The organism is Streptomyces niveiscabiei (assembly GCF_033794345.1).
Classification (GTDB): Bacteria; Actinomycetota; Actinomycetes; order Streptomycetales; family Streptomycetaceae; genus Streptomyces; species Streptomyces niveiscabiei.
Window position 1 is genome coordinate 1 of the sequence record NZ_JARAYJ010000050.1, and the last position, 13,466, is coordinate 13,466.

The 13,466-nt window shown below is 72.8% G+C and carries 9 protein-coding genes; 5 read left to right on the forward strand and 4 right to left on the reverse strand.

Translation table 11 applies throughout. From position 1 onward, the window contains the following. The first annotated feature begins 119 nt into the window (after positions 1-119). The 3 genes from PV682_RS39360 (at position 120) to PV682_RS39370 (ending at position 4,517) form a co-directional block, all read left to right on the forward strand. A complete protein-coding gene (locus tag PV682_RS39360; RefSeq protein WP_319737082.1) occupies positions 120-1,235 on the forward strand; it encodes an SGNH/GDSL hydrolase family protein in 1,116 nt (371 codons plus the stop codon). Positions 1,236-1,407: 172 nt separating this feature from the next. Further along, positions 1,408-3,330 carry an alpha-L-fucosidase gene (locus tag PV682_RS39365; RefSeq protein ID WP_319737083.1) on the forward strand — a complete coding sequence of 641 codons (1,923 nt, stop codon included), beginning with the start codon at positions 1,408-1,410 and terminating at the stop codon, positions 3,328-3,330. A gap of 92 nt (positions 3,331-3,422) precedes the next feature. Further along, positions 3,423-4,517 (forward strand): ricin-type beta-trefoil lectin domain protein, encoded by a 1,095-nt coding sequence (locus PV682_RS39370; protein ID WP_319737085.1) that lies wholly within the window; start codon positions 3,423-3,425, stop codon positions 4,515-4,517. Positions 4,518-4,571: 54 nt separating this feature from the next. Here the strand turns inward: PV682_RS39370 and PV682_RS39375 are convergent, their stop codons facing one another. The 3 genes from PV682_RS39375 to PV682_RS39385 all read right to left on the reverse strand — a co-directional run bounded on the left by PV682_RS39375 (position 4,572) and on the right by PV682_RS39385 (position 9,925). Next, entirely contained in the window at positions 4,572-7,490 is a 2,919-nt protein-coding gene (locus PV682_RS39375) for a M36 family metallopeptidase (RefSeq protein WP_319737087.1), read from the reverse strand. 203 nt (positions 7,491-7,693) lie between these two features. After that, positions 7,694-8,785, reverse strand: coding sequence for a poly(ethylene terephthalate) hydrolase family protein (locus tag PV682_RS39380; RefSeq protein ID WP_319737089.1), 1,092 nt, complete (start codon positions 8,783-8,785; stop codon positions 7,694-7,696). A 99-nt stretch (positions 8,786-8,884) separates the two neighbouring features. Continuing rightward, a complete protein-coding gene (locus tag PV682_RS39385) occupies positions 8,885-9,925 on the reverse strand; it encodes a glycoside hydrolase family 5 protein (RefSeq protein WP_319737090.1) in 1,041 nt (346 codons plus the stop codon). Between the two features lie 496 nt (positions 9,926-10,421). Between PV682_RS39385 and PV682_RS39390 the strand changes: the two genes are divergently transcribed. Next, positions 10,422-12,641 (forward strand): WD40/YVTN/BNR-like repeat-containing protein, encoded by a 2,220-nt coding sequence (locus PV682_RS39390; RefSeq protein WP_319737092.1) that lies wholly within the window; start codon positions 10,422-10,424, stop codon positions 12,639-12,641. Positions 12,642-12,665: 24 nt separating this feature from the next. Here PV682_RS39390 and PV682_RS39395 read toward each other — a convergent pair whose 3' ends face one another. Beyond that, entirely contained in the window at positions 12,666-13,244 is a 579-nt protein-coding gene (locus PV682_RS39395) for a CHAT domain-containing protein (RefSeq protein ID WP_319737095.1), read from the reverse strand. On the opposite strand from PV682_RS39395, the gene PV682_RS39400 reads away from it, so the two are divergent. Beyond that, entirely contained in the window at positions 13,239-13,457 is a 219-nt protein-coding gene (locus tag PV682_RS39400) for a hypothetical protein (RefSeq protein ID WP_319737096.1), read from the forward strand. The two genes, PV682_RS39395 and PV682_RS39400, sit on opposite strands and share 6 nt — an antisense overlap. Positions 13,458-13,466: the final 9 nt, after the last annotated feature.

Here is a 13,466-nt window from a genome sequence, read left to right on the forward strand (position 1 = left end):
GACGGCACGTTCTTCGAACCTCAAGCCGTCCCCCAAGCCGCCTGAAACATCACCAATCAACCGACCCGCCCCTTGACGAAAGAGATAGGGGCACCCCCCACAGCGAGGAGACCCCCCACATGACCATCACCTCGAAGGCCCCGAAGACCCCGCGCCCGCGACACCGGATGCGGACGGCGGTGCTCGCGGCGGCGACCGCCCTGCTGACGGCGTTGCCGGCCGGCGCGCACGCCGCAGCGGCGCCCGCGCAGGTGCACACGGCGGGACGGGTCCAGGACGCGGGCGGCACGTTCCGCTACAGCTGGCCCGGCGTGTACTTCGAAGGACGCGTCAGCGGTACCGGCGTGGGCGTCGTCCTCGACGACCCGGCCGCCGACTACGACGTCCAGATCGACGGAACCACGGTCGCCACGCTCGTCACCCCCGGCAGGACGACCCGCTGGATCAACGGCCTGGCGAACGGCACGCACACCGTCCGCCTCGTCAAACGCAACGACACTCCCTGGACCACCAGTTCCTTCGGCGGCTTCCTCGCCGCGCCCGGCGGCGCCGTCCTGGACCGGCCCGCCGCCCGCAGCCGCCAGATCGAGTTCATCGGCGACTCCCTGACGGTCGGCTACGGCAACCTCTCGACCTCCCGCACCTGCACCGGGGACCAGGTGCGCAGGACCACCAACACCGACGTGAGCTACGGCGCCCTCACCGCCCGGCGCCTCGGCGCCGACTACCAGGTCAACGGCTACTCGGGCCTCGGCATGGTGCGCAACTACAACGGCGGGTCGCCGGACGTCAGCTACCGGACCTACTACGACCGCGCCCTGCTGAACGTGCCCGGCGACGTCTGGCACAACCCCGGCACCTGGCGCCCCCAGGTCGTCGTGGTCAACCTCGGCACCAACGACTTCTCGACCGCCATCAACCCCGGGGAACGCTGGACACCGGACAGCCTCGCGTCCGCCTACCGCGCCGCCTACGGCGACTTCGTCCAGAAGCTGCGCGCCCGCTACGGCGCCGGTACCACCATCGTGGCGGTGGGCGCCGGCCAGTACGCCGCCCAGGTCCAGCAGGTGGTGCGGGCCCGCAACGACGCCGGGGACAGCCGGGTGCGGTACTGGTTCCTCGACGACGCGGGCCTGGACTTCCTCGGCTGCGACTGGCACTACTCCGCCCACGACGACCGCCTGATCGCCGACCGGCTCACCCCCTTCCTCGCCGGCCTGCCGACAGGCTGGTGACGACACCCGCCCCCTCCGATACATCCGATGTCAATCATGCCCAGGGCGGAAACGAGCCGCACAAGAACCGCTGTTTCAAGGCGATTTCCGCCCCGGTTATGGACAACTGCCTCCTGTGCACCCGCTAATACATCCCATGTCGGAGGTAGTGCCCGGAGTACAGGAGAGAGCCGTGTCCCAACCGATCAGCCGCCGCACGGCGTTGACCGGCGTGGCCGCCGTGACGGCCGCCGCGGTGGCGCCGCCGGCCCTGGCGCCCCCCGCCCGCGCCGCCGCCGCACCGCAGCCGCTGCCCCTGCCCCCGCTGCGGATCCCCCGGCCGGACCTCGGCGTCGAGCAGCAGCCCGACGAGAAGATCCGCTGGATGCAGGACGCCAGACTCGGCATGTTCCTCCACTGGGGCGTCTACGCCGGCCCGGCCAAGGGCGAGTGGTACATGGAGAACGCGGCCGTCACCCCGGAGAACTACCGCCGGTACGTCACCGACCCGGGCCCCGCACAGTTCACCGCCGACGCCTACGACCCCGCCGCATGGGCGCGCCTGGCCAGGGACATGGGCGCCCGCTACACCGTCCTGACCGCCCGCCACCACGACGGCTTCGCCCTGTGGCCGTCCACGCACCCCAGCGCCTGGCACTCCGGCCAGGCGCCGCTCCAGCAGGACTTCATCGGCCGGTACGTCTCCGCCGTACGCGACGCCGGACTGCGCGTCGGCCTCTACTACTCGCCCCTGAGCTGGCGCTACCCCGGCTACTACGACGTCCACGGCACGGGCTGCCTCCCCAACAAATGGGGCTACGTCACCGATCCCGCGCACAAGGAGAACGCGCGGATCATGAAGAACGAGGTGTACCAGCAGGTCAAGGAGCTGGTCACCCGGTACGGCCCGATCGACGACCTCTGGTGGGACGGCGGCTGGCTCGGCCAGCAGGGCTCGGACGCGGACGCCGCCTTCTTCTGGGAACCCGGCGAGTTCCGCGACCCCGCCAACGAGTGGCCCGTGGACGCCGCGTACAGCGAGACCGACCCCGCCACCGGCAGACCGCTCGGCCTGACCGGGCTGGTCCGCAAGCACCAGCCCGACATCGTCACCACCTCGCGCTCCGGCTGGATCGGCGACTACGCCAGCGAGGAGGGCGGTTCCGTGCCGACCGGCGCGATCCGCTCCGGGAAGGTGACGGAGAAGTGCTTCACCATCGGCGGCGCCTGGGGCTACACGGCCGGCGCGCCCGTGATGGGCTTCGGCGCCATCATGGACGTCCTGGTCAACGCCTGGGTGCGGAACATGACCTGCCTGCTGAACGTCGGCCCGGACCGCACCGGGGCGGTACCGGCCGACCAGGCGGCGGCGGTCCGCCGGGTCGGCGCCTTCCTGACGGCCTGCGGCGAGGCCGTCTACGGCACGCGCGGCGGCCCCTGGCAGCCCGTGGACGGCCGTCACGGCTTCACCTACCGGGGCGACACCTTCTACGTCCACCTGCTGCCCGGCCACACCGGCACCGCCTTCACCACCCCGCCCACCGGGGACGCCCGGGTCACCCGCGTCTTCGACGTCGCCACGGGCACCGGCCTGCCGTACACCGTCGGCCCCGACGGCTCGGTGACCGTCACCGGCATCGACCGCACACGCATCCCCGAGGACAGCGTCGTCGGCGTCACGCTGGACCGCTCCGTGGAGCCCGCCGACATCGCCGCCGGCCGGGCCGCCACGGCGAGCAGCCAGGAGAGCGCCCACGGCAACACCGCGGCGAAGGCCGTCGACGGCTCCACTGCCACCCGCTGGTGCGCGGACGGCGGCGGCAGCGGGGAGTGGCTGAAGGTGGACCTGGGGGAGCGCAGGCAGCTGACCGGAGCGCGGATCGCCTGGGAGTTCCCGGACACGAACTACCGCTACCGGATCGAGGGCTCCACCGACGACGCCGCCTGGACCACCCTGGCCGACCTGACCGCCACCACCGGCACCGCACAGGTACAGGTCTCCGCCTTCCGGACGCAGGCCCGGTACGTCCGGGTGACCGTCACCGGGCTGCCCTCCGGAACCTGGGCCTCGATCCGGAGCCTGGAGCTCTACGACCGGCCCTTCAGCACCCCGTGAGCCGACCCCCTTCACCGACCCGACTCACGCAGATCACGCAGATCACGCAGATCACTCGGATCACTCGGATCACTCGGAGAAAAGGACGTTCTGTGAGAAAGTTCTGGGCTCTCCTGACGGCCGTGCTCGCCGCCGCCGTGTTCGGATCGGCGGCCCCCGCCTCCGCCGCCCCCACCACCCCCGTGCGCCTGATGCCGATGGGCGACTCGATCACCTGGGGCGTAGGCAGCAGCACGGGCAACGGCTACCGCGGTTCGCTGTACAACAAGCTCGCGGCGGACGGCCATCCGGTGGACTTCGTCGGCACCGGGCGAGCCGGTTCGATGTCCGACCCCGACAACGAGGGCCACTCCGGCTACCTGATCCACCAGATCGCCGATCTCACCGACGCCGCGCTCACCCGCTACCGGCCCAACGTCGTGACGCTGATGATCGGGACGAACGACCTCGACCGGTCGTACCAGGTCTCCACGGCCACCGCCCGGCTGAAGTCGCTGGTCGACCGGATCACCGCCGCCGCACCCGACGCGACGGTCCTCGTGGCCTCCCTCGTCGTGTCCACCAGCGGCTCCGAGGAGCAGTACCGCGCCGCGTACAACCAGGCCGTCCCGCGGATCGTGAACGAGGCGCAGGCGGCGGGCCGGCACGTCGGGTACGTGGACATGAGCGCCCTGACCCCGGCCGACCTGGCCGACGCCCTGCACCCCAATGACGCCGGCTACGAGAAGATGGCCGCCGCCTTCCACCGCAGCGTCCGGGCCGCCGACGACGCCGGCTGGCTGAGGAACCCCGCCCCGGCCCCCTCCCGCGTGTCCTCCGGCATCGCCGGCAAGTGCCTGGACGTCGCCGGCGCGAACACCGCCGACGGAACCGCCGTCCAGACCTGGAGCTGCGGCAACAGCCCGCAACAGACCTGGTCCGCCTACACCGACGGCACCCTGCGCTCCCTCGGGAAGTGCCTCGACACCGTCGGCGCGGGCACCGCCAACGGCACCAGGACGCACCTGTGGACCTGCCACGGCGGCGCGAACCAGGTCTGGCAGCCCTACAACGGGGGCTACCGCAACCCCGTCTCCGGCCGCTGCCTCGACGTCCCGGGCTCCGCCACGGCCGACGGCACCCAGCTCCAGCTGTGGGACTGCCACGGGGGCACCAACCAGAAGTGGACGACCCTCACCGCCGGCTGAGCCCGGCCCGTGGTCCTGCGGCGCCCGGTGCGAACCGGGCGCCGCAGGCTCCGGTCAGGCGCTGTGCGGGGCGCCGTTGACGAGGAGTTCGGTGGCGTCGAGGTACCGGCACCCCGAGGGGCCGGAGTCGGCCGCGCAGCTGACGCCGCGGTCGGCGGCCTGGTTGCCGAGCATGGTCAGCCGGACGTGGCGGACGTTCTCGCCGGTCCCGGCCGCGAGGGCCACGGCGTTCTGGCGGCCCGTGTCCGCCGGGCCGAAGTGCCCCTCGGCGGCGACGGCCCAGGAGGTGCCGTCCACGGACGTCTCGATCCGGTAGTCGCCCAGGGACGCCGTGAGGTCGTCCCCGCAGCCGGCCGTCGGGTCGATACGCAGCTCGGTGATGTCGACGGCGGCGGGCAGCCGGACCGTGGTGTGCACCGGCTCGACGCCCTTGCCGTCGGTGCCGCCCTTCGCCTCCGAGCCCCACACGGCGGCCGACCCGTCGATCAGACCACCGGGACCGCAGCCGGAGTCCCCGAAGTCGGGCCCGCTGAAGCCGGTGACCGAGGCCCCGCCGGAGGAGGCCGCCCAGTCGCGGCGCAGCCGCCAGTCGACGGCCGTGGCGCCGGTGAGGGTGACGGTGCGCAGCTCGGGCTCGTAGCCGCCGCCGCTCGCGTACACCTTGCGGTACGTCCCCTCGGGGACGCCCGGGATGCTGTACGTGCCGTCCGCCCCGGTCACGGCCGACAGGTCGGCGCCGGGGAAGCCGGAGGCGTGGCCGCTGACGCTGACGGTGACCCCGGCGACCGGCGCGCCGGTCGCGCTGTCGGTGACCGTGCCGGCGAGCGCGCGGCGCGGGGCGTCGGGGCCGGGCGGCAGGGAGAAGTCCTCGTCGGGCTTGACGTCGGAGCTCGTGAAGGACGCCGCGAAGTAGCCCATGCCCCGGCCAGCGAACACCTGCCAGATGCGGTCGTGGGCGCGTCCGCCGTTGACGACGGTGTCGGCCTGGAGGATCGCGTTGCGCTGGTCGAGGAAGCTCGGGTCGGCCGGCGACAGCTCCATCGCGCGGGTCACCAGCGACCGGGTGAGCGCGCTGCCCAGCGCGGTGCGCAGGTCCCAGAGGGTCTCGCCCCAGATCTCGCCGTCGGCGTGCGGCCCCGGACCGTTGCCGATCTTCCCGTAGTCGCCGTAGGTGTACCCGCCCGGCCCCGCGCTCCCGTCTCCCGGACACCGGGGCGAGGTGGAGCCCACCGGGCAGTCCAGCCCTTGGGAGCGGGTGGGCGACTGGTCGATCCAGCCCGCCGGGTCGAGCGCGAGTTCGCCGTCGACGTCCCGCCGGTCCTGGCGCAGTCCCTCGGAGGTGAGGAAGTCGAGGGCGTACCAGTCGCTCCACGCCTCGCCCATGGCGCCGGACTGCATGCCGGTGAGGGTCGAGACGCCGTCGGCGTCGACGACCAGCCGGTTGGACAGGCCGTGCGTGTACTCGTGGTAGACGGTGGCCGCGTCGTCGCCCCAGTTGCCCTGGACGATCGGGTAGCCGTCTTCGGGGGCGGTCAGGAACAGCTGCATCGTGGGCGGCTGCCCGTCCGGCGGCGTGTTCATGTTGGCGTTGTTCACGTGGCCGTTGTCGGGCAGCCCGTCCTGTACGGCCGCACCGTCGTCGGTGTGGGTCTCGACGGCGTCGCCGTCGCGCCCGTCGAAGTTGCCGGCGGCGCGGGTGAAGCCGATCGGGGCGGCTTGCAGGTGGTTCTGGAACGTCGACAGGAAGTAGAAGACCTGCGCGGCGTTCTGCTCGCGGTTCGTCCGCCACGAGTACGGCGTCTTCGCGTCCCACGAGCACGGCACCGGGGTGCCGCAGCCGTCCGCGGCGAAGGGCTTGAAGGGGAAGGCGAACGTCCCGTCGGCGGCCGGCGTGATCTCCTCGCCCGGGTCCGCCTCGTTGTTGTCGTTGACGTCGCTGTAGACGTGCGCGGCGGGCCCGGAGAGGGTCTTCGCGTCCGCCGGGAGCCAGCCCCGCAGGGTCAGGTCGCGCGGGTACTGCCGGCCGCCCCGTACGTCTCCCGGAGCGTGGTCCCAGGCCAGCACCTGCCCGGTGACCGGGAGAGCGCGGGGCGCGGACGGCGCCGGCCGCCCGGTGCCCGGCACCGACGCGGACACGCCGGGGCCGCGCAGGTCCGAGGACAGGCTCTGCCGGTGCAGGACCCGGCCGGTGTCCGCGTCGACGACGTGCAGCCACATCGCGTGGCCGGCGGGCGAGGTGACGGTCCGCCAGGCGCGGCGCACCGTGCCGCCGCCCGTCGCGAACGCCACCTGCTTGGTGGTGGCGTCGTCCGCGCCGACCGCCCGCGCCCCGGCGACGTCCCGCACGGCCGCGCGCTCGGCCTGCGCCGCGCTGATCCCGGCGGGCGCCAGGCTCGCCGGGAGGCCGCGCACGGGGGAGCCGGTCACATTGATCAGGCGCCCGTCGCGCGAGACGTTCGCCTTCACGCCGTTGCCGAACACCGGGACGCCGTCGACGACCTGGACGAACGACAGGTGCCGGATGCCGGCGACGTCCGTGTACTGCTTGCGCAGCTTCAGGGCGCCGACCTGACCGGCGGTCAGGCCGAAGACGTCCGGGTGGGCCCGCAGATAGTCCCGCGCCACGGTTTCCGCGCCTGCGGTGCTGGGCGGCGTCAAGTACCCGTCCGTCCGGGCCACTTGACGTGCCGTCCCGGTGGCCGGGTCGAGTTCGAGCACACCCTGCGCGCCGAGCTGCTTCTCCAACGCCCGTACACCGGGCCGCTGTTCGGCCTGCGTGAGGGACGCGTCCTGCCGGATCAGGGTCTGCTGCGAAGGTGCCGGCGGCGTCAGGGACGCCGGGGCGCCGCCGGGGTCCGCCGGATCCTGGAGGGCCGCGCTCGCGGCGCCGGGCAGCAGGGTGACGGTCAGGGCGAGACCCGCCGTCGCCGCGAAGAGCGTCGCGCGAGTTCTTCGCGCGGAGGCTTTCGTCATGGGATGCCTCGTGGGGGAGAGGGGCGTGAACGGCCGTACAGGACAGCCGAGTTGGATCTTCAACCTGTCAGTACCCGTCCACCCATCGGAAGCCTGAAGTTTCAAGTTTCACAGAAAACTCACAGACGACCGGGGTCGCCGCGCGCGCCGAAGCGCCGGGCGCCGAGCGGCACTTCACCCCGGTCGCCGGTTTCAGGATTCCGTCACCGCCACGTCCACCGCTGGTTGGAGCCGCCGTTGCAGGTCCACAGGACGGTCCGGGTGCCGGGAGCGGTTCCCGACGCCTCGGCGTCCAGGCACTTGCCGCCGAGGACGCGCAGTTCCCTGGCGTCCGTGCGGGCCCACTTCTGGCCGGCCTGGTCCAGGCAGTCCCACAGCTGGAGCTGCGTCCCGTTGGTCTGGGACGAGCCGGGCACGGACCCGCACGTGACCTGGGACCGCGAGATGCCGGTGCGGTCGGGCAGCGGCGGGCACAGGAACCGCGTGTACCGGGTGTCGCCGTCGTGGAAGATCTTGAGCCAGGGGATCGTGCGGCGCGTCACGTTGGAGTTCCCCCACGTGGGGAAGCCGTGGCCGCCGCTGGTGAGCTCGATGTAGGCGCTCGGCGTGGCGGCCGGCATGCCGCCGTGGAGCCCGTTGAGATACGACGGCGTGACCGTGCCGTCGTCCCGGGCACCCATGATCATCGTCGGGACCCGGAGCGTGGAGAGGTTCTGCGAGGGCGAGAAGGGCGCCAGCGGCAGGGCGGCCTTGAGGGACGGGCGCCGTTCGGCCGCGTTGATCGCACCGCCGCCGCCCATGGAGTGTCCGATCACGCCGAGCCGGCCGGGGTCGACGCGGTCACGGACCGGGCTGCGCTGGGTGAGGTAGTCCAGCGCAGCCAGCAGCTGGGTGCCGCGGGCGGTGTCGTGGTCGTTGGGGCTGTTGGTGTCGATGCCGATGACGACGAACCCGAAGGAGGCGAGCCAGGGCCCCATCCAGGCGCCCTCGGCCGCCCACTTCGCGGTGTAGCCGGGTACGGCCGCCACGGCGGCCCAGGTGCCCAGGCTCGTGTCGGTCGGGTAGTAGATCCTGCCGCCGTTGAAGCCGTTGCCGGGCGGCACGGTCAGCTCCGCGGTGGCGAACGTGCCCCGCTGGGCCGCGACGCTGCTCACGGTGGGGTCGGGGCCCCGCTGATACGGACTGTCCGCCGGGGTCGCCGGCCGGGCCGAGGCCGGCTGGATCGCCAGGAGCGCGGCGGTCAGACCGGTCACGGCCGCGACCACGGCCGCCCGCAACCTGGTACTCGGGTGCATCGTCCTGTTCCTCCATGCCTTTGTCGTGTCAGCGGGATGCCGGGTCGGATGCTGGATCGCTTGCGGGTCAAGATCTGTCGCGCTCATGACACGCATGGATCAGCGCCCGGCCGGGGCGGCGGCGCTCGCGGCACCGGCGTAGACCGTGGCCTCCCGGGAGGTGGCGGCGACACCGTTCGCGCCGTTGAAGAAGCGCCGGCCCCAGTTGCTGAGCCGGTTCGGGTCGAAGCCGGTCACCATGTCGAGGTACTGCACATCGCTGCCGTTGCCGCTCCACGACCAGCCGATGTAGCCGATGCCGAGGCGCTGCGCCGCGGCCATGACGGCGTCCTCGTCGGGGTTGCCGTCGGAGTGGTTGTCGCCGAACTCGCCCACGACGACGGGGAGTTTCGCGGCGACGAAACGGTTCAGGTAGTCGTTGACCTTCGCGGCCGTGTTGTAGACGCCGTACATGTGGACCGAGAAGACGGTGTTGCGGTCCTGGTCGGCCGCGAAGACCGACGCGGCGTTGTCCCGCATGGTGAACGACCAGTCCTGCCCCCAGTTGGGCGCGTCCACCATGAGGGTGTGGTCGAGCCCGGCGGCGCGCAGCTTCTGGATGGCCGCCTTGGTGTCGGCGGTCCACCGCGAGGCGTTGTTGTTGCCGATCGGCTCGTTGCCGATGTTGATGACGACGTAGCTCTCCTGGCCGGCCAGGGTGCTCTTCAGGCTCACCCAGTAGTCGGCGGCGCGGGCCAGGGTGGTCGCTCCGCTCTGGTCGCCGTAGCCGGTGGTGTCGTGGACCTCCAGCACGCAGATGAGCCGGCTGCGCTTGCACTGGGTGACGACGTTCGCCACGTCGGCCGCGCTGTTGCGGGCCCAGCGGTCGCCGTTGGCGAGGACGACGCGGACGGTGTTGGCGCGCTTGGCCTTGATGGCGGCGATGGAGCTGATCTGCCCCGGGTACCAGGTGTGGGCGTGGTTGACGCCCCGCATGACGAAATCGTTCCCGTTGGCTTCGAGGAGCCGTCCGTTCTGCACGCGGAAGCCGGTGGGTACGGCCTGCGCCGGGGTGCCGAGGCCGAGCAGCGGGGCGAACAGGCCGAGAAGGGCGGCCATGACGACGGCCGCGCGGGGTGCGGCGCGGGTGGGGGTTTTCATGGGGAACTCCCTTACGACGGGGACGGGACGGTGCCGGAATGTCTGACAACGATGTCGGGAGGGGTGACGGCGAGCGTGCGGGGCGGTGGGTGCGGGGCTGCGCGCATGCCGGTCCCTTCCTGGGTTCGCTCCGGCTGCATGGGAACGCTCCCACGGAGAGTAGGAATCGGTAGTTGCCCCGTCAAGGACTCCGGCGAAGCCTGATTTCCGGTCGAGCAAGGTGTTTGAGGCGCCCTTTCCCGCTTCTCTTCGAGGTGGGTGGGAACGTTCACATCCTGCGACGGTGTGGACCGCCATACGGCTGCGGACCTTCGTCAGCCCCTCCGGTAGCCCGGCCGATATGACCTGGCGCCGGCCCCGCTCGCCACCCCCTTGCCGTCGACCACATGCGTAGCTACTCATCGTGCAGTTAATGTCACCTTCGGTGATCGTTGTGTGACTCGGCCAGTGGCTCTCCCGCGACCGGCCCCCTCGGCTGCACAGATTGAGGTACGACATGCATCCGTCCGATCCGAGCCGGCGTTCCGTCCTCGCCGGAGCCGCGGCCGGTGCCGCGCTCATCGGTCTTCCGGCCCTCCAGGGGAGCGCCCTGGCGGTGGACGCCAGGGGCAAGGCCGCACCTGCCACCCAGCCCTACCGGTGGGACAACGTGGTGATCGGCGGCACCGGATTCGTCACCGGCGTGGTGTTCCATCCCGCCGTACGGGGACTGGCCTACGCCCGTACCGACATGGGCGGCGCCTACCGCTGGGACGACGGCGCGGCCCGCTGGGTCCCGCTGCTGGACTGGATCAGCCAGGCCGACCAGAACCTGCTGGGCGTCGAATCCCTGGCCATCGACCCCGCGCGGCCGGACAGCCTCTACCTGGCCGTCGGCACCTACACCCAGCCGTGGGCGGGCAACGGCGCGTTCCTGCGCTCCGACGACCGCGGGACCACCTGGACCCGCACCGACCTCACCGTGAAGCTCGGCTCCAACGAGGACGGCCGGGGCACGGGCGAACGCCTCCTCGTGGACCCGCGCGACGGCGACACCCTGTGGCTGGGCACCCGGCACGACGGCCTGCTCACGTCGACGGACCGGGGCGCGACCTGGGCCTCCGCGACCGGCTTCCCGCCCCGGCCGAACCCCACCGGCCAGGGCGTCACCCTCCTCGTCGCCGCCGAACGCGACCTCTACGCGGGCTGGGGCGACGGCGACGGCACCTCGGACGCGATCACCCTGTACCGCACCAGCGACGGCGGCAGCACCTGGGCACCGGTCCCCGGGCAGCCGGCCGGCCCGCAGGCGAAGATGCCGATGCGGGCCGCGTACGACAGCCGCGCCAAGGAGCTGTACGTGACGTACGCGAACGCCCCGGGCCCCAACGGCCAGTCGGACGGAAGCGTGCACAAACTGGCCGTCACCACCGGCACGTGGAGCGACGTCACCCCGGTGAAGCCGCAGGGCTCCGACGGCTTCGGGTACGGCGGCGCCGCCGTCGATCCCCAGAACACCGGCACCGTCGTCGTCTCCACCAACAACCGCTGGTCGTCGGGCGACACCCTGTTCCGCACCACGGACGGGGGCCGGACCTGGACCTCGCTCGCTGACGGGGCCCGGCTGGACGTCTCGCAGACCCCGTTCCTCAAATGGGGCAAGGACGCGCCGACGTTCGGGTGGTGGATCCAGATGACCGCCATCGACCCCTACGACTCCCAGCACATCGTCTACGGCACCGGCGCCACCCTCTACGGCACCCGCGACCTGAAGAACTGGGCCCCGCAGATCCGCGGCCTGGAGGAGACGGCGGTGCTCTTCCTGATCTCGCCCCCCGCCGGCCAGGCCCACCTGCTCAGCGGTTCCCGGGACATCGGGACCCTCTACCACGACCAGCTGACGGCCTCACCGGCCGGCGGCCTCGCGACCAACCCGCTCTTCGTCACCGCGACGGGCCTCGCCCAGGCCGCCGCCAAGCCGTCCTACGTGGTCCGCACGGGGGTGGGGAACAACGGCAACGGCGCCCACTCCGACGACGGCGGACAGACCTGGAGCCCCTTCACCTCCCAGCCGGCCGCCGCGAAGGACGCGTCGGGCCCCATCGCCGTCACCGCCGACGGCACCGTGCTGCTGTGGTCCTTCGTGCCCGGCGACGGTACGAAACAGCCGACCCGGCGCTCCACGGACAACGGCGCCACCTGGGCGGACGTCCCCTCCTTCCCCGCCGGCGCCACACCGGTCGCTGACCCGGCCGACCCCGCGGTCCTCTACGCGTACGACACCGGCACGGGGACGCTGTACGCCAGCACCGACGCGGGCGCGACGTTCACGGCCCGGGCCACCGGACTCCCCTCCGGCGACGCCGGGTTCAAGGTGGCCGCGGCGCCCGGACGCTCCGGCGACCTGTGGCTCAGCGCCAAGGCCAACGGGCTGTACCGCTCCACCGACGGCGGCGCGACCTTCGCGAAGCTCGCGGGCTGCGAGGCCTCGTACACCCTCGGCTTCGGCGCGGCGGCCGACGGCGCCGCCTACCTCTCCGTCTACCAGGTCGCCACCGTCGAAGGCGTCACCGGCGTCTACCGCTCCGACGACGCCGCGGCGAGCTGGCGGCGCGTCAACGACGACCAGCACCAGTGGGGCTGGCTCGGCGAGGCCATCACCGGAGACCCCCGCGAACCCGGCACGGTGTACCTGGCCACCAACGGCCGGGGCATCCAGATCGGACAGCCCGCCTAGACAGGACGTGCCCGGCCGGAGATGTCAGGGGGCGCTGTGCACGAAAGGCGCCCACAGGCCGGGGGCGCCGGGGAAGCGGTCGCGCGGCCGACAGGTCGTCTCGTGCAGGGCGTGCGTGGCGCCGTCGGCCGTGGGGGAGTCGCCGAGGAGGCGGCAGAAGCGGCGGGCGGCCATGGCGGCGACGGTGTCGTCGACCGGCCAGAGGGTCGCGACGACGTGCCGGTAGCCGGCGAGCTGGAAAGCCTCCGCGGCGGTGCCGGTGAGGTCCGCCATGCCCGGGGTGCGGCGCATGGTGTCGGCCAGCTGGGTGCGGGTCTCGGCCACCGGCCGGCGCCGGGCGTGCAGCAGGGCGCGGACGGTGGGCGTGTGGGAGCTGACGACACGGTCCAGGGCGGACGGGCCGCCGCGCACCCCGGCCGCGTGCAGCGGCAGCAGGCCGAGGGGACCGGCGGGCACCCACCACACCCTCGGCAGCGGCGTGTGCCCGAGGGCGGTCAGCACGGGGCCGGCGATCGTCTCCCACCGCCACTCCGGCAGCTCGGGCGTGGCCGGGCGCCCCGGCCGGGCCGCATCGTCCTGGGCGATCGTGAGACCGAGGTGCACGTCACGGTCGACACCCGCGTCGACGGCACGGCGCTCGCCGCGCTCCAGCACGTCGACTTCACGGACGAGGCACTGCGTGAGGCCACGCTCCGCTGGAACCCGGACCGCGGCGCCTGGGAGGCCGAGCCGGGACGCCCCCAGGTCAGCCTGTGGCTGCCGGGCGACCCGCTCGACGAGGACTGGGACCAGGACGGCACGGGCCCGTCGCGCTGACCGCACCCC